Raw genomic sequence first — 21913 nt, 5'->3', positions numbered from 1 at the left:
TTTTTGAAACAGCTTAAAAGCGTTTTGGAATCTTTTGCCCATTCGGTACTGGTGTTTCCGCATGTTTTAACACGCCAAATAGCCATGTTTCCGCATGTTGAACCGCAATTTTAAGCGAATCACCAAGTGCTAAACGCCCTGCAATAAAGCTTGCCAATGAACAACCTGAACCGTGGTATTGACCTTCTAAGCGTGGGCAGCGGCTTTCTGCAAGCATTTTTCCATCCGAGTAGAGCACATTACGGATATGATCAGGCGTATCTTCATGCCCACCTTTGACCAATACTGCTTTTGCACCCATTTCGAAAAGCTTTTGTGTGGCTTGTTCAATATCATCCAGACCAGTTAAGGCTCGCAATTCAACCGTATTTGGCGTGATTACTGTTGCCAATGGAATTAGCTCAACAAAGGCTTTGACTAATGTCGCTTGGTCACCCAATGAACCGCCACTATTTGCGACCAAAACGGGGTCTAGAACATATAAATAATCTGGATGTTCACGTAAGAATTCAGCCAGTGCCGCAATATTGTCGGTCGTACCTAACATACCAGACTTCACACATTTGATTGGTAAATCGCCGACCACCGCATTGGCTTGTGCGAGCAATAATTCCTTTGAAGTCGCTTCAAAACCAAACACTTGTTGTGAGTTTTGAATGGTTAAAGCAGTACATGCAATTGCAGCATGTGCACCACTTTGTCCAATTGCTTCAATATCTGCCTGTAGGCCAGCCCCACCAGAAGGATCTAAACCTGAAAAACAAAGTACGGTCGGACGCACTGCAATTTCCTTTTATTCTGCAATCTACGGTAGTATAGGGAAGTTTCGAGAAACTCTCGACTGTGTTGTGTAAGACTGTAAGAGATTGAGCGAATGACGATCAAAAATATTCTCATCGATTTAGATGGAACCTTAACCGATCCTAAAACTGGAATTCATGGTTCAATTCGTTTTGCACTAGAAAAATTAGGTCAGCCCGTAGCCGATGAGGTCGATCTAGACTGGACTATTGGCCCACCTTTAAAAGCATCTCTCGCAAAATTACTCAATACTCAAGATGATGATCTAGCTGAGCAAGCATTGCTGGCTTATCGTGAGCGTTTCTCTGTGACAGGCTTATTTGAAAATGAAGTTTATTCATCAGTTGCTGAGACTTTGCAACAATTGCAATCACAAGGCTATGCTTTGTTTCTTGCAACAGCAAAGCCTACAGTTTATGCGAAGCAAATTTTGGTTCATTTTGATTTAGCCCAGTATTTTACCGAAATGTATGGCAGTGAATTGACTGGTGAGAGAACCAATAAAGCGGATTTAATCGCTTATATTCTTGAACAACAACAGTTAGATGCACAGCAATGTATTATGGTAGGTGATCGCCAATACGACATCATCGGTGCGCGTGCCAATGGGATTGAAACCATTGCTGTGAATTATGGTTATGGCAAGGCAGAAGAGTTGGCTCAAGCACAACCTGTGACCCAAATTTCGCAATTTAGTCAGTTGATTGAAGCTGTTGCTGAATTGAACGCCGAGCGAAAAGTTTCATAAAACAAATTGAAAAAAAGCCTCGATGATTCGAGGCTTTTTTATCTCTAATTAGACATTGTGTTTTAAGCGGTATTGCACCAGCTCTTCAATGCTGATCACAGTTAAACCATGGGTTTGTGCATAAGCAAGTACTTGAATACCTGAAGCCATGGAACCATCAGGATTGGTCAATTCACACAGCACTCCAGATGGTTTTAAACCTGCTAGACGAGCTAAATCAATTGTACCTTCCGTATGACCACGACGGGTTAAAACACCGCCTTCACGCGCACGTAAAGGGAATACATGACCTGGACGGCTTAAGTCACTTGCAACTGCACCATCCTTGGTTGCAGCTAAAACAGTGGTGACACGGTCTTTGGCAGACACGCCTGTGGTTACGCCTTGTGCCGCTTCAATCGTTACTGTAAATGCTGTTTTAAATTGGCTGGAATTGTCGACGACCATAGGTGGAAGTTCTAAATGATCAGCTAAGGCTTCTGTTAAGCATAAGCAAACAATACCTGAACCATCACGAATCATTTGCGCCATGGTTTCGACTGTTAATGTTTCAGCAGCAATAATCAAGTCAGCTTCGTTTTCACGATCAAAATCATCCATCACCAATACAGGTTTGCCTTGGCGAATATCTTCTAAAGCTTGTTGAATACGTTGTTCAGCAGGGGAAAGGACTGAAAAGAAAAGTTCGGGTTGGATTAAACTAGACATAATGAAACGCTCTCGTAAATTGGATACGGTTGAACATTTCAGGACTGATGTAAAAAATAAGCGTGCACAAAAACAACGCAAAAAGCGTATTTCAGTGGTTTCGTCTTCTTTCATCCGGACTATACCGTCGGCTTTGGTTTCTCACCAAATCTGCTAGTATATAAAAATATATACAGGCTCGTGGGCTGATTAGGTCATTTGATTAGAATGCCTAACTTACCACCGGTGGGGAATTTCACCCCGCCCTGAAGCGATGTGCTTTGATTATAGCCAGATTTTTATGAGAAAAGGCAACTTTTTATAGAATGTATCGTTCTATAAAAATGAAGAAAATTGCTGAGACTTGAAGCTGATTTTTGTCTGATCATCGAAACTGGTAATCCATTTGAATTGAGCATAGACTCAAAAGATAAAACAACAATAACTGTAAGGATCACTCTAATGGAGAAAGTAGATAAAACAGCGTTAGAACAATTGGCGCAACAGTTACATCGGCCAGTGATGAGTCTTCAAACATTTTCACAGTTATCCAACCAAGATTTGGTTTGGCTCAATCAGCAATTACAACAAACCATAGAAAATGAAGATAAGAAGCTGAATCAAAGTTTGTATCAAACTCCATTTTTCTTGCGTTGGCTATTTCGAGATAAATAAGGAGGGGATACGATGACTCGACTTGCAGTACAGGCAGAGATTATTAAGCTCGCTCGTATTTTGAAGGTTTCAGAGCAAGAATTAGCATTTATTCAGTCTTTGGCACCTGAGAGTTTAAGGCAGTTCCGTTTTGCGATATTAGAGCGCTTACAGAATCAGCAAAAAAAGCGTTTTCGTTATTTAGCGACATGGGTCAATTGGTTGCCGCGCTGGATCAGTATTTTTATGGTAAAGCACTTCTTGGACCCTTTTATCGTGGCACAAATTGCAGTGTATTTGTCTACGGAAAGTTCTTATCGAATTGCTAAGCATTTACCTGCAAAAACCATAGCTGCAATTGCTGTTTATTTAGATCCACGGCTGGCAAGAGAACTACTTGGCTATCTCACCACACATCAGATTACCGATATTACTCAAGTTTTATTACTGCAACGGGACTTTGTAACGATTGGGCGTTTTGTCAGTATGTTATCTGATACTGTTTTATTGGATGTTGCACAGATCGTTGAAAGTGAAAGTGATCTGCTAGAAATTGCATTTTATATAGAATCTCGTGAGCAGATTGATCATTTGGTGCATGTACTGCCAAAAGAGCGCATTGAGCAAGCCTTATTGATTGTTGGTGATCCAACCCAACGGCTGGTATGGCCTAAAGTTTTGGCTTTAATGAGTTATATTAGTTATGGTCTGAAACAGGAACTGGGTGATTTGGCGGTTCAGCAAGGGGAATCCGTCGTGAATGCAATTATTCAAGCGACACAGGAAGACCAGCTTTGGGAGGATATGTTGCCTGTGGTGGCGTGCTTATCTCCACAAGCACAAAATTTTGTGGCAAATCTACCTGCTTTGAGACAAGTTGAAATTATTCAAAGTATTGTTGAAGCTGCTGATCGTTGTGATTTATGGGCAGATATGTTGGTGATCGTCAATTATATGCAAGATGAAGCAAGACAGACGGTGGCAGCAGCCATTGCCCAGATCGATGAGGATGTATTACATCATATTGCCTATGCCTCATTGCTACGTTCACAATGGGAGGTCACATTTGACATTATGCGACGTATGCCAGTTGAAAAGCAGCAACAATGCCATCGTATTTTGGATGGTTATATGCAGCAATTAGACCCTGAAACTTATCAATATCTAGATGGTTTGTTGGATCGCTACCAAATTCAATCATCGGTGACAGCGTGGCTTGGTTAAACTAAACGTTTGGTAAAGTCTCTCGGATTGGAAGCAAGGTTTCTAAAGCATGCTCATAACCACGTTCTACCAAGGTATCTAATTTATGCCAGTCAAACATGCCAATGCCTTCAATGGGCATGCGAATATGTAAATTTGCACGTTCAATGGCCGCGGTCTGAATCATGGTATCGCTGGCGAGGGTTGCCGTCCGCATTAAGATTTCTGCCAGTCTTGGCGCATGAAGCAATTTATCTTTAATGATTTTATTCCAATTGAGTAAGGCACTTTGATCAGGTTCATCCAAGCCAATGCCTGGTACTCGAATATCATCATGCAGACTCACATTACTGGCAATAATGGTACCTCTTTCTAAATTTTGCATGACATCTGTGGGGAGGTTATTAATTACTCCTCCATCGCAGAGCAGGTTTTCATGCCAAGCCACGGGAGGTGCCACACCAGGTACACTCATACTGGTGCCGACCCAAGTCGCAAGTTCACCTTGATCATGAATCACGGCTTGACCTGTGGTGAGGTTGGTCGAAATACAATAATAGGTTTGTCTGAGCTCTTCGATTCGTCGATGTCCAAAGATGGCATGCAGGCGAGTATGGAACCTTTGTCCTCGAATGAGGGAAACGCGTGGCATGGTGTAATCATTGAGATAATTACGCGCTACAAAGGTTTCGTAAGCAATATGAGTCATTTCCACGCTATCAAAGCCACAGGCGACAAGGGCTGCCACAAATGCGCCCATACTGGTACCACCAACAATATCAATCGGAATATGTAGTTGTTCCAGTGCTCGAATTAAACCAATATGGGCAAAACCACGTGCACCACCGCCACCCAGCACTAAACCAACCCCTTGACTGGAGATTTGGCGGGCAACGGCACAGATATCAGCTTGAGCCCAAGGGTGAATAAAGTAGTGGGCGCGAGCATGGTACAGTTGTTTCCAAATCAGGGTATGTGGGGAAGGGTCACCTTCGGAACGCAATAGTACTAATTCAATTGGGCTTTGCCACTCATGTTGATTGAGCACATGAGATAGCGGTGTTTGTGTCGGTGTTTGATTGGCTTCAGCAAGGATGAGAATCCGATCGGCTTGATGTAAGCAACGTTTTGACCATTCATCTTCACTATTATTGGCGGCATAAAGTACATAGCAATGTTTTTCTTCTAGGTTGGCAAGCCATTGGCGTAGTTGTAAATCTTCAGTGCTGTAATCCAGTGGAGTTTGGCTAAACCCAGAACCAAATAGCGCATCTACATGTGCTGCAGTGACTAAACGTGCATGAGGCCAACGTTGTAAATGTTCGGTGAGTTTTTCTGCCAGATGAGTAGCTGGAATATGTGTTGAAACAGGAATGACAGAGAGGGTTCGACTATGTCCCATTGCATGGGTGAGTTGTTGCTCAGGTTGGGAACGATGAATGATCAAACGAGACAGTGCAAACAAAACTTTTGGATATTGGTGGATAAAATCTAAGAACTGTTGCTGGGGAATACCCAATAATGCAGTATCTCGAATGGCATTGACCGTACAGTGATGTGGTTGGTTAGAAATGACACCTGTTTCACCAACAATTTCGTTTCGGCCATAATAAGTGAGTAAACCCGCTGAGCTGGTGAGCTTTACTCGACCGTAAGCAACAATATAGACATGATCAGCAATATCATGAGCACAATACAGCTGTTGTCCTGTTTGCAGATGACGAATATGGCAATAGGGGACCAAGCTCTCTAGCGTCGTATGATCTAATTCTGCAAAGAGACTGACTTTGCAGAGAATATTAAGAATATCCATATTTTTCAAATTATCGTTATTGTCTATTTATTGAATAAGGCCTAGCACCGTTTTACAAGTTGGGTTAAGTAAAACTTGGGGTTATTTCTCAGTGTTTTTGTATTTTTAAGAGAGGGTGATTTGGAAATTTCTCACAATAAAAAAGCCAGTTCATATTGACTGGCTTTTTCGGAATCTGTTTTATTGCTTATGCAATTTGCACAGGAATACAGTTGGCTGTGTGATTCACGGTATTGTCTGGATTTGCGTAAACGAGGCGTGGTTTGTGAAGATTCGCTTCTACTTCAGTAAAGTCACCGAAGGTCGCAATAATCACTAAATCACCAACATCAGCTTGATGTGCAGCGCCACCATTGACTGAGATAATGCCTGAGTCATCTTCACCACGAATTGCATAAGTTGTGAAGCGTTTGCCGTTAGTTACGTTCCATACGTGGATTTCTTCGTATTCACGAATCCCTGCTAAGTCCATTAATACGCCATCAATTGCACAAGAACCTTCATAATGAAGCTCTGCATGAGTCACAACTGCACGGTGAATTTTACATTTTAATAAACGAGATAGCATGGCTAGCGTCTCCTGAGTAAGACCTAAGATGAATATCTTATGGTTGACTTGTCACGTTTTCCGCGGGCTACAGGCGGTTCGATGCGCATTTTGCGCTTAAAAATGCAATATGGCAAGTGTGATTGATCAACAATTCAGTTTATGCGGGTTTGTAAGCGTTAATTTGATTCATGGCTTGTGAAACTTGTCCATCAACAAGCATTTTCACTTTAGCTAAGGCATGATCAATTGCGGCGTCCATTAAAGCTTGTTCACTGCTAGGCGCTTTGCCAAGCACATGACCAGAAACGCGTTCTTTAGCGCCTGGATGCCCAATTCCAATTCTTAAACGGTGGAAGTTAGCGCCGATATGAGGAACGATATCACGAAGACCATTGTGTCCACCATGTCCGCCACCTGTTTTCAAACGAATAACACCAGGATCCATATCCAGTTCATCATGCGCAATCAGGATTGATTCTGGTGCAACTTGATAAAATTTAGAGAAAGGAACAACACTTTGACCAGAACGGTTCATAAAAGTGGTAGGGAGTAATAAACGTACATCATGACCTTCAATTTGGCCACGACCACTGTATCCATGAAATTTAGGATCAGCTTTTAAAGAAATGCCATAACGATCTGCAAGCTGTTCAACGAACCAGAAACCTGCATTATGGCGGGTTTGGGCATATTCCTTTCCAGGGTTGCCCAAACCAACAATTAGCGAAATATTTGACACTAATTTACGCCTTTAACACTTATGCGCGTTTGAAGTCAGCGTGCATAGGCGTGTTTTTAGCAGGGTGACGTTGTAACGCTTGGATTTTAACGTTTTCAACTTTATCACCGATTTTGATTTCGATAACTTCTTCGAAGAAAGCGTTGTTTTCTAAAGCTTTAACAATTTCACGAAGCTCTAAAGTAACTGCTACAGGCTCAGCGCTACCACCGTAGATGATTGCTGGGATTTGAGCAGCGTGACGAAGGCGGCGGCTCGAACCTTTCCCTTGTTGTGCTACTTCACGTGCTTGAGCGTTTAATACGAAGTTTGCCATGGGCATATCCTCATTGAGTTTGAGTAACTAAACTTGCGACCAGTTTAGTGATAGAAAAACCTTAGCGAGCTAGGGTTTAAGAAAAAAAGCTGGGCTATTATAGATAACTATCGAACATTGCGCTAATAGATTCTTCGTTATTGATACGACGAATTGTTTCAGCAACCATGCTAGCAACAGAAACTTGGCGAATTTTGCCTAAGCTCAATGCTTCATCTGAAAGAGGAATCGTGTCGGTAACAACAAGTTCATCAATCACAGAGTTACGAAGGTTTTCAATGGCTTTGCCAGATAAAACAGGGTGAGTTGCATAAGCAACAACACGACGAGCACCAAATTGTTTTAGTGCATCGGCCGCTTTGCAAAGCGTACCTGCCGTATCAACCATGTCATCGACAATGACACAGTCACGATCATTTACATCACCAATCAAATGCATCACTTGTGATTCATTTGCTTTTTGGCGACGTTTATCGATGATAGCTAAGTCGATATCACCCATTTGTTTAGCAACAGCACGGGCACGAACAACACCACCTACGTCAGGTGAAACCACCACGAGGTTATGATGTTGTTGTTGACGCAAGTCAGCAAGTAACGCTGGCGTTCCGTAAATGTTGTCAACAGGAATATCGAAGAAACCTTGAATTTGGTCTGCGTGTAAGTCAATCATTACAACACGGTCAATTCCAACGGTTGTGAGCATATCTGCAACAACTTTCGCTGTAATTGGTACACGAGCAGAACGTGGACGACGATCTTGGCGTGCATAACCGAAATAAGGAATAACAGCAGTGATACGACCAGCACTTGCACGACGCAAAGCATCAGCCATAACCAAGATTTCCATTAGGTTATCATTGGTCGGCGCACAGGTAGACTGGACGATAAAAACGTCTTTACCACGAACATTCTCAGTAATTTCAACTGAAATTTCACCATCAGAGAACTTGCTTACAGAAGCAGCACCTAAAGGAATATGTAAATGGCTTACGACTTTTTGAGCGAAATGTGGATGAGCACTTCCACTAAAAACGACAAGATTGGGCATGAAGCACCCTTGGCGGTTGGCTTATAATGAATTTGGATGGCAGGGGCGGCTGGATTCGAACCAACGGATGCCGAGATCAAAACCCGGTGCCTTACCACTTGGCGACGCCCCTAATGCGGCAGAACTTTAAAGGTTTTAGATGATAATGTCAATATATTTGATCAAATATCAATATAAAACAAGTCTGTCTTAATATATGGCAGGGGCGGCTGGATTCGAACCAACGGATGCCGAGATCAAAACCCGGTGCCTTACCACTTGGCGACGCCCCTAAATTTGATGATATGTAATGGCAGGGGCGGCTGGATTCGAACCAACGGATGCCGAGATCAAAACCCGGTGCCTTACCACTTGGCGACGCCCCTAAATATTACATATATCTACAGATGAAAATTGGCAGGGGCGGCTGGATTCGAACCAACGGATGCCGAGATCAAAACCCGGTGCCTTACCACTTGGCGACGCCCCTAACATGTAACTGAAAAATGTCTTAAAGGTGATTCTGCTAAACTGTTAACCAAGTAAGATTTACAAGGTGAGTTTTGCAAAATTTGCTCTACGTTCATTTCATCGGTTACTTCAATAAAAACACAAGCACCTGTACCTGTAAGCTTTGCTAGACCAAACTGATCTAAATATTGCATTGCTTCTTCTACTTCAGGGTATAACTGTCGAGCCAGAGGTTCAAAGTTATTTCCAAAATTAGAAGGTTCTAACTGATAGGCGCAAAATGTAGTGATCTTAGAATCTCTTGTCAATGTTTTTTGCGAAAAAAGCTGTTGAGTGCTGATAAAACAGTCAGGTTTTAAAATTATGAATTTTTTTTGAGCTAAGTCTATGAATGATAAATGTTCACCGATCCCTTCTGCCCATGCATTACGACCTAAAACAAAGATCGGAACATCCGCCCCAAGCTGTACGCCATAATCGGCTAATTGCTGTTCATTTAAGCCGCATTGCCAAAGCTGATTCAGTACAATCAGTGTGGTTGCTGCATTGGATGAACCACCACCGAGACCAGCACCCATTGGAATATTTTTTTCAATGCTGATATTTAGCCCACATGGTTGTTTTGCATGCGGGCGTAATAATTGTGCTGCACGATAGATTAAATTATGTTCAAGTTTAACTTCGCTTAGACCTTTAATTTGAATGATTTGTTCTGGATTTTGTTCAAAATTCATCCAGTCATATAGATCAATCAGTTGAAAAATAGTCTGTAATTCATGATAACCATTTTCACGACGACCTGTGATATGCAAAAACAAGTTCAATTTAGCAGGGGAAGGCACTCTAATCATAAAAACAATCTAAATTATCGGTTTTGAATCACCATTGTAATACGATTTTCTTTGTCATCGGCAAGTGCTTGCTTCAACAAAAGCTTATTGGGAAGGGTTTGACCATCGTTATAACTAAAATCAACCGTCCAACCATCTTCAACCAATTGCTTTAGACGATTATTTTCATCTTTATTCACTTGTGCATTTGAGGTCGCTGGTTTGGCTTGTACCCAATAAGCGAGATGCATAATCGGCGCTTGCCAACCTGTGGCTTTCTCTAGTAATTCTTCAGGTGTAGCAGCTGTAATTAGACCGGTTTTGGCACTGTTTAACGTCACTTCACCTGGTTTGCCTTCAATTTGGGTCTTGCCTACACCTAAAATTCCTGTGAGTTCAATATCGAATTGCTCTTGTTGCTGTACCCATGTAAAAAAAGCACTGCCTGATTGTTGTGGTGTACGGACACCAATTTTGCCTTGTAAGCTAAAATTATTTTCATCTTGAATTTGTGGTGATGCAATTACTTTATTTGGTTGGCTTAAGTGTTGGCAGCCTGTCAAAAATAGAACGCTACTACTACATACAGTGATGCACAATTTTGAAAACAAGCGCATGGATTTAACTCTTTTTTACGGTGATGGGTAAGATTAAGCTATCAAGTTGTTGTAATTGTGGGGCATTGGCATGTTTTTGTTTCAATTGCTGTAACACCTCGCTAAATTGCGTGAGTGCGCCTTGCATATATAGGGCTTTGGCATAACGAATACCAATATTGACATTCTCACTTAGTGAATACGCTTGGCCTAGGACTTTGGATGCGGTATCAAAATCATTTTGCAAGAAGGCGATATAACCTAATGTGTCGAGGATAGAGGCCTGTTCAGGCGCGAAATCCAGTGCCAATTCTGCGTATTTTCGTGCCTCTTTGAGACGACGGTTTTGCAGTGCCAATGTGTAGGCATAAGCATTTAGATAGGTCGGACTATTTGGTTCAATCGTTAAGAGCTGTTTTAAAGTTTTGTCTAATTTATCTCGATCGGTATATGGGTCAAGTAATAATACTTCGGCATAAATCAATTCGGGATCATCAGGAAGGCTCTTAATCGCTTCATCCAATAAGGCCAAAGCTGCTTTTTTATTGTCCATTTTCTTTAAAATATCGGCCTGCGCTTGATATAAGAAACTGGCATGCTGTGGATAGTTGACTCGTTCTTGCGTTAAAAAGCGCAGTGCATCATTGAGTTGTCCCTGTTTTTCAAAAATTGCGATCATATTGCGACGTGAAACGATATATAAACTACCGTCAACCAAGCGATAGTAGGCTTTTGCAGTTTCATAATGTTGTTTACGTTGTGCATTGATCGCAAGGTAATAATAAGCTTCATTTTGATATTTCGCAGATGAGCGTAATTCGACTAGATATTGCTCAGCTTTTTCATACTGCTTTAAATCGATACTGGTTAAGCCTGCGATAAAAAGGGCTTCTTCAGCTTTAGGGTGATCTTTAATGATGCTTTCAAGTTTATCCAAAGCTTCTTGTTGCTGATTGATTTGAATGTAATAACGTGCTTCAGCCATTCGAATATCAATATTATTTTTATTTTTTCGGCTGGCTTTTTCAAACCAATTTTTCGTTTCTTCATCATCACGTAAAGCCATCAATAAGTTAGCTTTCATTAAAATAAAGCTGGTCGATTTAGAGCGTTTGCGTAATGCGCGATTAATATTATTCAGTGCTTGTTCGTACAAGCCATCTTGTGCTTCTAAACCCGCAATGAGAGCCAAAATGGAAGGGTTGTTTCTTTCTGCGCTTGCTCGAAGTGCATTGAGCAGAATCTCACGATCTTGTGCTTGTTCAGGTGCAATCCCCGCTAAAATCTCTTCAAGATCAGCAGTCGGGTCGATATTTAAAATTTTATCTAGAGTCTTTGCTGCGAGTTCATACTCATGTGTTTTTAATGCAATATGTGACAAATAAAATAAAGCTGGAACATCTTTTGGTTCTTGTTCAACCCAATGTGTTGCAATGTCTAAAGCTGACTGTAAGTCATTATATTCTAAAGCGATATCTAACGCGCGTTGCTTAATTGTGGTTGAGTTGCTTCGAATCGCAAGTACAGTATAGTTGTGTAGCGCGGTTGCAATATCATCATAAGCAAGAGAAAATTCGGCAATCATGCTTTGTTGAAGCGCATGTTCAAAGCTGTTATCTGCATACATGTCGTGTATTGCTTGTGCAGAGACATAAGAGCTCATGCTACCTAACAACAAGATTGTGGTAGAATACCGTCTAATCGTCTTGCCGCTAAAAAGGGTACGGCGATATAGCTGACGCAATTTTTATTGATCCAAAGTAATGCTTTTTATGACACCGATGTTGCACAATAACATAAATTTAGCGAAATGATGATCTGATATGTCTTTCTTTGCATTGGGTGTCAACCATCAAACAGCTTCTGTTGAACTTCGTGAACAAATCGCTTTCAATGCAGAGCGGTTAGCTGCGCTATTGCTTGAACAAAACCAAGGTTCATCACTGAATGATTTGGTGGTTGTATCAACCTGCAATCGCACCGAAGTGTATGCCATGACAGAGGATGCGGATAGTGTTCTGAATTGGTTGGCCCAAGTGAATAATATTGATGTAAAACAGTTAATTCATCATGTTTATCGTTACGAGAATGCTCAAGCTGTTACACATTTAATGCGTGTTGCCAGTGGTTTAGACTCGTTGATGTTGGGTGAGCCACAAATTTTAGGGCAAGTTAAAAGTGCATTAGCGCTGTCTAAAGATGCAGAAACTGTTTCGCCTGAATTAAATAGTGTTTTTGAATATGCATTTTATGCTGCAAAACGGGTTCGTTCAGAGACATCTGTTGGAAGTCATGCAGTTTCAATGGGTTATGCGGTTGCTCAGCTGGCATCGCAAGTATTTAGTCGTCCTGAAAAATTAACCGTTATGGTGGTTGCAGCCGGTGAGATGAATAGTCTTGTCGCTAAACATCTAGCAGAAATGGGTGTGGCGAAGATATTGATTTGTAACCGTAGTCGTGAACGTGCAGATATTCTGGCACAAGAAATTGCCCATCAAGTCGATGTGGAAATCATTCCTTTTGCAGAACTTGCACAAAATTTGCATAGAGCAGATGTTATCTCAAGTTGTACAGGTAGTTTGCATCAAGTGATTGGATATGCTGACGTTAAAGTTGCTTTAAAAAAACGCCGTTACCAACAAATGCTATTGGTCGATTTAGCGGTTCCACGTGATATTGATCCCAAAGTTGAATCGTTAGATAACGTCTATTTGTATGGCGTTGATGATTTGCAAAGCGTAATTGATGAAAATTTAGCACAACGTCGTCAAGCTGCTGTTGAAGCTGAAATCATGGTCAATCAATTGGCAACTCAATTGATGACTCAGCAAAAAGTAAAAGAGGCGAGTGGTACAATTCAAGCGTATCGCCAGCATAGTGAAGAAGTAAGCCAAAAAGAGTTGTCACATGCGCTAGAGTCTTTGCAACATGGAAATTCAGCTGAACAGGTACTGCAAGAGTTTGCACATCGTTTAACCCAAAAGCTAATGCACCCAACCTCAATTTTACTCAGAGAAGCGGCAAAAGCGGAAAATCCAGATTACTTTGAATGGCTGCAACAACATCTACAAGATGTGTTTGAACATGAGCGTAAACCGAGACAGTAGGGCTATTTTTTAGTTGGATTTAATAATTAATTTTAATTTATAAGTAAAAATTATTTATCTTAGTTTGATATTAATTAAATAACTTTTTAGAGTAAATGACGATTTATATTTTATTTGCATGGCAGATAGAATAGAAGTATTTTATGCATCTGAAAAAAATTACTTTAAGAAAGAAATATATAATGAAACTAAAACATCAAATATTAACTCTGTCGATAATCTCATTTTTAAATACACATATTCATGCCGAAGATGTTGTAACTGAGAATCTTCAAGTTAAGAGTCCGTATGGTGCAGTGGTAGCTTCAATTTCAGCGGGGGCTGCAGAAGATGCTTATTTCTACATGCGAGGAGAGAGCTATATTTATGGCACATCTACCGTTATGGGAGAATTAAAGGCAACAGAATTGAATGCTGATAATATACGTATGACGGATAACAATAACAACACACTGTTAGAAATTTCAGAGCAGAACACTGGCAAGGCTAATTTATATCTAAAAGGCTATAGTCATATAAGTGATGATTTAGTTGTCGGTGAAAAAATTATTACAAAAAATTTGGAAGTTAACGGCACAATAAGAGGAAATGTTTCAGGGAACATTGTTAGTAATGACATCTATGTGAAGTTCTTAAACAGTGAAAATCAGAGAACTCAGTCATTAGAAGTAACGGGACGTTTAAATGCAAAAAATATAGATTTACAAGGAACGAATATCTCTTCTTTGGCTGATGCTACAGAAGATAATCAGGCGGTTAATTTAAAACAATTGAACTCAGCTTCAACAAAAAATTTAGCTGATGCGAAAGCTTATACTGATAACACTGCAAAAACTTTACGTGATGAGAATAAAGTGGAATTTGTAAAAGTAAATAAAGCAATACGAGATGGTGATAAAGAAACTTTAGCCTTAGCAAATAAAAATACTGCAGAGATAGCGGCAACGATTCGTTTAGACATGGAAAAAGCAGATACAACTGTTTTAAATAATTCCAAGTCATATACAGATAGTGCTACAAAAACTTTGCGTGATGAAAATAAAGCAGAAACTGCTAAAGTAAATAAAGCGATGCAGGATGGTGATAAAGAAACTTTAGCGCGAGCGTATAAAAATACGACTGAGACAGCTACCACGATTCGTTCTGAAATGGAAAGAGCAAGTATTAATGTTTTAAATAATTCCAAATCTTATACGGATTTACGTGTTGATCGCTTAAATGAAGATTTGCAATCTTTTAAGAAGGACTCTTATGCAGCTACCGCAGCAAGCCTTGCAACAGCATCTTTACCACAACCCAGTAATGCTGGTTATAGCATGGTAAGTGCTGGTACTGGGACTTGGAAAGGTCAACAAGGATTTGCAATTGGAATGAGTGGAATCTCAGAAGATAATAAAGTTATTTATAAGCTGGCAGGTACAGGTAATACACAGGGTGATTTTGGTGGTTCTGCTGCTATTGGATATCAATGGTAATTCAATCAGTTAGGATAAAAAAATCTCTCGTTTCACGAGAGATTTTTTTAAGACAATAAACGTAAACTAATCTGTTTGGTCAATTCATTCAATTGTTGACGTAAATTACGTGATTCAATCAAAGAAATGGGTGATTTGAGCTTTAGGCGCAAATATTTCTCTTGTAACCCCAAGGCATATTCCTTCGCAAGTTTATCAGCAACTTCTGGTGCTTGGGTTAAGGCCTGAATATTGGTGCGTTGCATAATATCAGCCAATTCATGACTATAACTGCTACAGGCGCCGAGTACATAATAGGTCGCGAGTTCCTGATCATCTGGCAGATCATCAAACACAATATTCAGTGCAGCTAAAATCTTCGCCAAGAGTTCATTTTGATCAATCACCGCGCGTAATTCTTCAAAATGAATATACAGGAAGGGGTGATGCATTAAGATTGCAACCGCAAAGTCTTCATCTTTGGTCTGGATATTAAATGATAAAGAGGCATCATGGCTGATTTGTGGGGTGAAACGTTTTCCGAGACCAAGCTTTTCACGAAAAGACTGCGTTAACAAATAACGGAATGAGCCATGTTTAGGTAATAGTTCAGTCAATTCGCGCAGTTCGCCCATGACCAGACTTTTGCCTTCAGGCGAACTAATATCATGTTGCCCAGTCAGATGTGCAAATACGAAGTCTGATAATAACGGTGCTTGCTGTAATAGTTTTTGGAAATTCTCTAAGCCTTCGCGACGGATTAAAGAGTCTGGATCGTGTTCATTGGGAAGCACAAAGAATTTTAACTCACGACCATCATTGAGTAGCGGAAGCGCAATTTCTAAAGTACGTCGTGCTGCTTTCTGCCCTGCAGCATCACCATCAAAAGCGATGGTGATTCGAGAGTTTTGTTTAAATAGCGTGGTTAAATGATCTGCGTTACTGGCTGTGCCAAGTGTGGCGACTGCACCATTAATGCCATATTGCTGTAAGGCAATCACATCCATATAACCTTCAACCATGAACCAGTCATTGGCCTTGAGTTTACGCCCTTCATATAGGCCATAAAGCAATTGATTTTTATGGAATACTTCTGAATCAGGAGAGTTGATATATTTGGGTTTGATCTCATCGTTTAAAGCACGGCCACCGAAGCCAACTACTCGACCTTTATGATCGCGAATTGGAAAGATCACTCGTTCACGCAATAAGTCAAAGTCTCGGCCACTGTCACTAGAACGAATAAGGCCGATTTGTTTTAAACCTTCAATATCTTGTGGGAAGGCTTTTTCTAAATGTTGCCAATCTTCTGGCGCATAACCTAAACGCCAAAATTGAATGGTCTGTGCAGATAAACCACGTTGTTTGAAATAGTTTTGTGCTTTCTGGCTATTGGGGAGTTGACGTTCATAAAATTGGGCAACATTTTCCAATAGGTCATAAAGGTTGCCTTCTTGTACCTGCTCTTCAATATTGAATGAAGGGTCAAACTGTGCAAAAGGATCATCTATAAAGCGATCCATATCGACAAAATGATCGTCCAGTGCTTCATGAATAGACTGGGACTGGGCTGGTGCGATTGGCTGCTCTTGCTGTGGTTGTGGTTTTTGCGTAGCTGTAGCCTGTTGGGGACTACGCTTATAAGAAAGTTTTTTATTGTCGTGATTATCTTTGGGTAATTCGATGCCTGTCTGATTAGATAAATCTTTCATTACATCGACAAAGTTACGACTGTCAATGTCCATCAAAAAGCGAATGGCATTACCATTGGCTTGGCAACCGAAACAATGATAGTACTGCTTATCTCGATAAACATGGAATGAGGGTGACTTTTCCTGATGGAAAGGACAGCAACCCGAATAGGTTCGCCCCGTCTTTTTTAACTTCACACGCTGACCGATCAAATCGACAATGTCGGTTCGATCTAGGATTTGATCAATCGTATGTTGTGGAATAGCCATGCGTGTTTAACCATCTAAAACAGGGAGAGAACATTCTTGCTCGGCAAAAATGTCAGAAATCATTGTTGCATAAAATGAAAAACAGGCAAGGGGATACTTGCCTGTTTTGTGAATCAGAAGATTGCAAATTAATTTGCAGCATCATCCTCAGCTGTTTTTTCAGCTTCTGGTTTGTCTAATAGACCAAAGCTTAAACGGTTTTTCCAACTCGGTTTATTTTCCGTTGCTGCTGGTGCTTCAGGCGCTGCAACTGGAGCAGGTGTTGCTTGTTCCGTTTCAGGTTTATCAAACAAACCGAAGCTTAAGCGGTTGGTTAAGCTACGTTGTTCAGTATCGCTTTTCGCTTCATCTTTGACTTGATTAGTTTTAGATTCACGACCCAACAAACCTAAAGTTGCACGATTCACCCAGCTACCTTCTTTACGTGCAGCACGTAAATTCACTTCGCCATTCGATTTTACTAAGTTCGGATAGTTCAGTTTTAAGATATCAATATATTGTTGCGAGGTCGCTTTATCACCAAGCTGTTGATAGCTATAGGCTAGAGTCGCTAACGCTTCAGGGGTTTGTGGCGTTTGTGGATAATGTTCAATGACCCATTGCGCACGTTCAGCAGCAGCAAGCCATGCTTTACGTTGAATATTGAAACGTGCTGCATTCATTTCACTTTCTGCAAGTTCTTGACCAATAAACTTCATGCGCTGTGCTGCATCAACTGAATATTGGCTACTTGGGAAACGACGAATCAGATCAACAAAATTTTGATACGCGACTTTTACATAGCTCACATCACGGTGTGATTGCTGTAAAGAAGTATAACGAATTAAGCTGTCGTAATTCATTTCCATATTCGCTACGCCACGGACATAGTAAGCGTAATCTACATTTGGATGCTGCGGATTTAAACGAATGAAACGATCTGCAAGCGCAATTGTGCCTTCATAATCTTTTTGTTTGAATTTCGCGTAAAGAAGCTCTAGTTGAGCTTGTTGTGTGTATTGCCCAGTCGGATAGTAAGTATCTAAAGCTTCAAGTGACTTTACCGCATCTGTATATTGATTACGATCAAGCGATTTTTGTGCCTTTTCGAAGTAAACTTGTTCACTTGATTGTGGACCTTTATCCACCACTTCTTTCTTACTTGGATTGCTGCTACAGCCCACAAATGCAGATGCTACACCTAAAGAAAGTGCAAGCACCGTAATTTTATAACGTGGTAGCGACATAAAAACTCCTCTGTTATTCTGGGCAATGAGCTACAATGGTGCTATTAAACCATTTTTGTACCGATCATCAAATGACTTCAGCACAATCTTCCAATTCAAACATCTCTGAAACAGATTTCTTACTCGAAGATTCTGTCGATGCAGATAATCATAATTCTGACTCAACTGCAACACGTTTATCGTTGCAAATTCAACTTGATGAAAACTATTTAGGTCAACGTATTGATCAGGTTGCCGCATTAGTTTGGAGCGAGTTTTCTCGTGAAAAACTCAAGCAATGGATGAAAGACGGACATCTGTTGGTAAATGGTAACATTGTTAAACCTAAGTACCGTTGTGAAGGCAATGAGCTGCTTACGCTCGAAGTTGAACTTGAAGCACAAACATCAAGCCAGCCTGAAAATATTCCATTAAATATTGTCTATGAAGATGATGATATTATTGTGATTAATAAAGAAGTGGGAATGGTCGTTCATCCTGGTGCAGGCAACCCAACCGGAACCTTGGTGAATGCGTTACTTTATCATGCACCAAAATTGGCAGAGTTGTCTCGCGCAGGCTTGGTACATCGTATTGATAAAGACACCAGTGGCCTATTGGTGGTTGCAAAAAATCTAGAAGCTCAATTTTCTCTGAGCAAGCAGTTAGCCAAGAAAAGCGTTTATCGCGTTTATGATTTAGTTGTCTATGGCAATGTCATTGCGGGTGGCACCATTGATGAGCCGATTAAGCGTCATCCTGTTGATCGTATTAAGATGGCGATTTTACCGGGCGGGCGTGATGCGGTAACACACTATAATGTAAAAGAACGCTTCCGTGACTTTACCCGTATTCAGGCACAACTTGAAACAGGGCGTACTCATCAAATTCGTGTGCACTTTAGCTATCTTGGGCATGGTTTGGTTGGCGATCCTGTTTATGTTAATCGTGTGCGTTTCCCCGCAGGTGCATCAGAAACATTAACTGATAAGTTACGTAGCTTTAAGCGTCAAGCTTTGCATGCAGCCAAACTTGGTTTGGTACATCCACGTACGGGTGAAGAAATGATGTTCGAAGCACCTTGGCCTGAAGATTTTACTCAGTTGCTTGAAGTCCTACGTAGTGAAAATGAAGCCTATTAAGTAAAGTTCCTTTTTAATAAAGGATGATTTATTCAGCTCCTCCCTTTGAAAAGGGAGGTTGGGAGGGATTTTATGGAATTTGTACAAGCTCTGCCTAAAGGTATTTATGTTGGGCAAACACGAATTGAACATCCTCAAACTATTGCAACATCAAATGAAAATCTGTCTGGATTTAATCTGGCTTTGCATGTCAATGATGATGCACAACGTGTTCAACAGCATCGTATGGTCTTGTTGAATCAGTTATCTGTATTTGGTGTAGATAAAATCACATGGATGACGCAAACCCATAGCACGATTTATCATACCGTAAATGAACAAATTCCATTTATTGCGCTTGAAGGCGATGGCTTGGTTACGCGAAAAGCAGGTCATGCTTTAATGATGATGACAGCTGATTGCCTGCCTGTAGTCTTGGGAAATGCCGAAGGGACTGAGGTTGCCAATTTGCATGCTGGTTGGCGTGGTTTAGCCAATGGGATTATTGAAAATACTGTTACTGAAATGCAGTCTCAGCCGAGTTGGGCATGGCTAGGTGCAGCAATTAGCCAACCGTGTTTTGAAATAGGTGCCGAAGTTAAAGCCGTATTTTGTGAAAAATATCCTGAACTCGAAACTGCTTTTGTTGCGGGTCAAGTGGTGGGTAAATATCATGCGGATCTTTATGCGATTGCACGCTTTATTTTAAACCGTTTGGGCGTGGAAACTGTTTTAGGCGGAGATCAGTGCTCTTATCAACAAGCCGAAGATTATTTTTCTTATCGTCGTGATGCAAAAACAGGACGAATGGCAACTTTTGTATTCATGCAATAAATTGCATCCCTTGTGTTGTTGATTCGCCATGTCGTAGTGAAAATGTTAAACTTGATCTAATTCATTGGTTTTTAAAATTCTCCATGTCTGTTATTGAGCAAATTATTCCCCAAGTTAAAGTTTGTGTGGTTTATCACAGTCCTTATGGGCATACAGCCAAAGTTGCGCAATATATTACTCAGGGTGCCGAGCAGGCAGGTGCAGAGGTGCATCTCATTTCTGTGGCTGCGCCACAGTGGGACTTATTAGACCAAGCAGATGTGATCGTTATTGGTTGTCCAACCTATATGGGTAGTCTCACAGCTGCATTGAAACAGTTTATGGAAGATTCGTCTAAACGCTGGTTGGCGCGGGCATGGCAAGGCAAACTGGCTGCTGGTTTTACCAATGGTGGCGGTCTTAGTGGCGACAAGTTGGCGGTATTGCAGCAGATTAACTTATTTGCGATGCAACATGGCATGGTGTGGGCTGGTTTGCCATTTATGCCGACGGGAAGAAGTGCTTTAGATATTAACCGTATGTCGAGCTTTCTGGGTTTAATGACCCAGTCGGATAATGCCAGTGTTGAAATTACTCCACCAGAAGGTGATTTGGAAACTGCACGTAAGTTCGGAAAATATCTAGCTGAATTAAGATTGACACATCTCCCAGTTTAATATCGAGCGAAAAAAACCTCCAATAATTGGAGGTTTTTTTTATTTATATAGCAGACGGGATTTATCACGTTGCCAGTCACGGTCTTTTTCTGTAGCACGTTTGTCGTGTAATTGCTTACCTTTCACCAGTGCAATTTCTAACTTAACCAAACGACCTTTCCAGTAACAAGCCAATGGTACACATGAATAGCCCTTTTGATTCACTGCACCCAAAAGCTTTTCTAGCTCACGACGAGAGAGTAGCAACTTACGCGTACGCGTTGCTTCTGGAACGACATGGGTCGATGCAGACAATAAAGGCTGAATTTGTGAGCCCAGCAAAAAAGCTTCGCCATTTTTAAAAACCACATAGCTTTCAGTGAGCGTCATACGTCCTGCACGCAAAGACTTTACTTCCCAGCCTTGGAGTGACATGCCTGCTTCAAATTTTTCTTCGATAAAGTAATCGTGACGCGCTCTTTTATTTTGAGCAATCGTGCCACCATTATGTTTTTTTACAACTGTTGCTTGCGCCATAATCTAAACTTCCACAATTACAGCTATTGTGCCGCAAAACGCAACCTTTTTCCATTGTTTAGGAATTTCGCGTTTAGGCCGAACATTTGTTAAAATACGCGTCTTATCTCATTAACTAGAGTACAACGCATGTCTAAAACACGTGTGATTTATCCGGGGACTTTCGATCCAATTACCAATGGACATGTTGATTTGGTTGCAAGAGCATCAAAAATGTTTGATGAAGTTGTGGTTGCAATCGCGATTGGTCATCATAAAAATCCTGTGTTTAGTTTAGAAGAGCGTGTTGAATTGGCCAAAGCATCATTGAGTCATTTGACCAATGTTGAGTTTGTTGGTTTTGATGGTTTGCTGGTTAACTTCTTCCGTGAACAGCGTGCAACAGCAGTACTACGTGGTTTAAGAGCAATTTCTGATTTTGAATATGAGTTTCAACTGGCGAATATGAACCGTCAACTTGACCCACATTTTGAATCAGTATTTTTAACTCCCTCTGAGCAATATTCATTTATCTCATCGACATTGGTAAGAGAAATTGCTCGTTTAAAAGGTGATGTGACCAAATTTGTGCCTGCCATTGTGGTTGAGGCCTTTGAACGTAAACATCAACAAGGTTGGTAG

At 40.9% G+C, this 21913-nt stretch carries 22 protein-coding genes, 4 tRNA genes and 1 riboswitch; of the genes, 9 read left to right on the top strand and 17 right to left on the bottom strand.

The features are described from left to right. Positions 1 to 13 precede the first annotated feature (13 nt). Positions 14 to 781: a hydroxymethylpyrimidine/phosphomethylpyrimidine kinase gene (locus tag FPL17_RS09975; RefSeq protein ID WP_159884826.1), complete on the bottom strand. Its 768-nt coding sequence runs from the start codon at positions 779 to 781 to the stop codon at positions 14 to 16. A gap of 93 nt (positions 782 to 874) precedes the next feature. Between FPL17_RS09975 and FPL17_RS09970 the strand changes: the two genes are divergently transcribed. Beyond that, complete coding sequence (locus FPL17_RS09970) at positions 875 to 1549, top strand: HAD-IA family hydrolase (protein WP_159884824.1); 675 nt, start codon at positions 875 to 877, stop codon at positions 1547 to 1549. Between the two features lie 48 nt (positions 1550 to 1597). On the opposite strand, the gene ribB is transcribed toward FPL17_RS09970, so the two are convergent. Next, positions 1598 to 2257 (bottom strand): 3,4-dihydroxy-2-butanone-4-phosphate synthase, encoded by a 660-nt coding sequence (gene ribB, locus FPL17_RS09965; protein ID WP_159884822.1) that lies wholly within the window; start codon positions 2255 to 2257, stop codon positions 1598 to 1600. A gap of 98 nt (positions 2258 to 2355) precedes the next feature. Beyond that, a riboswitch (FMN riboswitch) is annotated at positions 2356 to 2513 on the bottom strand. 185 nt (positions 2514 to 2698) lie between these two features. On the opposite strand from ribB, the gene FPL17_RS09960 reads away from it, so the two are divergent. Beyond that, positions 2699 to 2911, top strand: coding sequence for a hypothetical protein (locus tag FPL17_RS09960; RefSeq protein ID WP_159884820.1), 213 nt, complete (start codon positions 2699 to 2701; stop codon positions 2909 to 2911). 12 nt (positions 2912 to 2923) lie between these two features. Continuing rightward, positions 2924 to 4114: a hypothetical protein gene (locus tag FPL17_RS09955; protein ID WP_159884818.1), complete on the top strand. Its 1191-nt coding sequence runs from the start codon at positions 2924 to 2926 to the stop codon at positions 4112 to 4114. Between the two features lies 1 nt (position 4115). Here FPL17_RS09955 and FPL17_RS09950 read toward each other — a convergent pair whose 3' ends face one another. From FPL17_RS09950 to FPL17_RS09895, 12 genes are all read right to left on the bottom strand, one after another. Continuing rightward, positions 4116 to 5906 (bottom strand): patatin-like phospholipase family protein, encoded by a 1791-nt coding sequence (locus FPL17_RS09950; RefSeq protein WP_159884816.1) that lies wholly within the window; start codon positions 5904 to 5906, stop codon positions 4116 to 4118. A gap of 187 nt (positions 5907 to 6093) precedes the next feature. Beyond that, positions 6094 to 6474, bottom strand: a complete 381-nt coding sequence (gene panD / locus FPL17_RS09945; RefSeq protein WP_004655255.1) for an aspartate 1-decarboxylase — start codon at positions 6472 to 6474, stop codon at positions 6094 to 6096. Positions 6475 to 6613: 139 nt separating this feature from the next. Next, positions 6614 to 7195, bottom strand: coding sequence for an aminoacyl-tRNA hydrolase (pth, locus tag FPL17_RS09940; RefSeq protein WP_005191009.1), 582 nt, complete (start codon positions 7193 to 7195; stop codon positions 6614 to 6616). 19 nt (positions 7196 to 7214) lie between these two features. After that, entirely contained in the window at positions 7215 to 7511 is a 297-nt protein-coding gene (rplY, locus tag FPL17_RS09935; protein WP_004663523.1) for a 50S ribosomal protein L25, read from the bottom strand. A gap of 97 nt (positions 7512 to 7608) precedes the next feature. After that, positions 7609 to 8562 carry a ribose-phosphate pyrophosphokinase gene (locus FPL17_RS09930; RefSeq protein ID WP_005151027.1) on the bottom strand — a complete coding sequence of 318 codons (954 nt, stop codon included), beginning with the start codon at positions 8560 to 8562 and terminating at the stop codon, positions 7609 to 7611. Positions 8563 to 8599: 37 nt separating this feature from the next. Beyond that, positions 8600 to 8674: transfer RNA gene (locus tag FPL17_RS09925), tRNA-Gln, on the bottom strand. A gap of 85 nt (positions 8675 to 8759) precedes the next feature. Continuing rightward, positions 8760 to 8834 (bottom strand) — tRNA-Gln (locus FPL17_RS09920). An 18-nt stretch (positions 8835 to 8852) separates the two neighbouring features. Continuing rightward, positions 8853 to 8927 (bottom strand) — tRNA-Gln (locus FPL17_RS09915). A gap of 29 nt (positions 8928 to 8956) precedes the next feature. Beyond that, a tRNA-Gln gene (locus tag FPL17_RS09910) sits at positions 8957 to 9031 on the bottom strand. Further along, the gene (ispE, locus tag FPL17_RS09905; protein ID WP_159884814.1) at positions 9030 to 9863 is read right to left on the bottom strand and encodes a 4-(cytidine 5'-diphospho)-2-C-methyl-D-erythritol kinase; all 834 of its coding nucleotides are present in this window, start codon (positions 9861 to 9863) and stop codon (positions 9030 to 9032) included. The genes FPL17_RS09910 and ispE overlap by 2 nt, the downstream gene beginning before the upstream one ends. A 14-nt stretch (positions 9864 to 9877) precedes the next feature. Next, entirely contained in the window at positions 9878 to 10459 is a 582-nt protein-coding gene (lolB, locus tag FPL17_RS09900) for a lipoprotein insertase outer membrane protein LolB (protein ID WP_005191003.1), read from the bottom strand. Positions 10460 to 10463: 4 nt separating this feature from the next. Continuing rightward, positions 10464 to 12182: a tetratricopeptide repeat protein gene (locus FPL17_RS09895; protein ID WP_151716564.1), complete on the bottom strand. Its 1719-nt coding sequence runs from the start codon at positions 12180 to 12182 to the stop codon at positions 10464 to 10466. A 79-nt stretch (positions 12183 to 12261) separates the two neighbouring features. On the opposite strand from FPL17_RS09895, the gene hemA reads away from it, so the two are divergent. Next, positions 12262 to 13545 carry a glutamyl-tRNA reductase gene (gene hemA / locus FPL17_RS09890; RefSeq protein WP_005190999.1) on the top strand — a complete coding sequence of 428 codons (1284 nt, stop codon included), beginning with the start codon at positions 12262 to 12264 and terminating at the stop codon, positions 13543 to 13545. A gap of 182 nt (positions 13546 to 13727) precedes the next feature. Then, a complete protein-coding gene (locus FPL17_RS09885; protein WP_159886836.1) occupies positions 13728 to 15020 on the top strand; it encodes a YadA C-terminal domain-containing protein in 1293 nt (430 codons plus the stop codon). Positions 15021 to 15067: 47 nt separating this feature from the next. Here the strand turns inward: FPL17_RS09885 and FPL17_RS09880 are convergent, their stop codons facing one another. Both FPL17_RS09880 and FPL17_RS09875 read right to left on the bottom strand, forming a co-directional pair. Beyond that, entirely contained in the window at positions 15068 to 16960 is a 1893-nt protein-coding gene (locus FPL17_RS09880; RefSeq protein WP_078197493.1) for a DNA primase, read from the bottom strand. Positions 16961 to 17088: 128 nt separating this feature from the next. Then, on the bottom strand, positions 17089 to 18186 hold the full coding sequence (locus tag FPL17_RS09875) for an outer membrane protein assembly factor BamD (RefSeq protein WP_159884812.1): 1098 nt from the start codon (positions 18184 to 18186) through the stop codon (positions 17089 to 17091). Positions 18187 to 18257: 71 nt separating this feature from the next. Between FPL17_RS09875 and rluD the strand changes: the two genes are divergently transcribed. From rluD to FPL17_RS09860, 3 genes are all read left to right on the top strand, one after another. After that, positions 18258 to 19307: a 23S rRNA pseudouridine(1911/1915/1917) synthase RluD gene (gene rluD / locus FPL17_RS09870; protein WP_078197511.1), complete on the top strand. Its 1050-nt coding sequence runs from the start codon at positions 18258 to 18260 to the stop codon at positions 19305 to 19307. Positions 19308 to 19379: 72 nt separating this feature from the next. Continuing rightward, entirely contained in the window at positions 19380 to 20120 is a 741-nt protein-coding gene (gene pgeF / locus FPL17_RS09865; protein WP_159884810.1) for a peptidoglycan editing factor PgeF, read from the top strand. An 83-nt stretch (positions 20121 to 20203) separates the two neighbouring features. After that, entirely contained in the window at positions 20204 to 20776 is a 573-nt protein-coding gene (locus FPL17_RS09860; RefSeq protein ID WP_005205470.1) for a flavodoxin family protein, read from the top strand. Positions 20777 to 20815: 39 nt separating this feature from the next. Here FPL17_RS09860 and smpB read toward each other — a convergent pair whose 3' ends face one another. Then, a complete protein-coding gene (smpB, locus tag FPL17_RS09855) occupies positions 20816 to 21292 on the bottom strand; it encodes an SsrA-binding protein SmpB (RefSeq protein ID WP_005190982.1) in 477 nt (158 codons plus the stop codon). A gap of 129 nt (positions 21293 to 21421) precedes the next feature. Between smpB and coaD the strand changes: the two genes are divergently transcribed. Then, positions 21422 to 21913 carry a pantetheine-phosphate adenylyltransferase gene (gene coaD, locus FPL17_RS09850; RefSeq protein WP_004805114.1) on the top strand — a complete coding sequence of 164 codons (492 nt, stop codon included), beginning with the start codon at positions 21422 to 21424 and terminating at the stop codon, positions 21911 to 21913.

It is taken from the genome of Acinetobacter dispersus (genome assembly GCF_009884975.1).
Taxonomy (GTDB): domain Bacteria; phylum Pseudomonadota; class Gammaproteobacteria; order Pseudomonadales; family Moraxellaceae; genus Acinetobacter; species Acinetobacter dispersus.
This window is presented reverse-complemented; position numbering and strand designations above follow the sequence as displayed.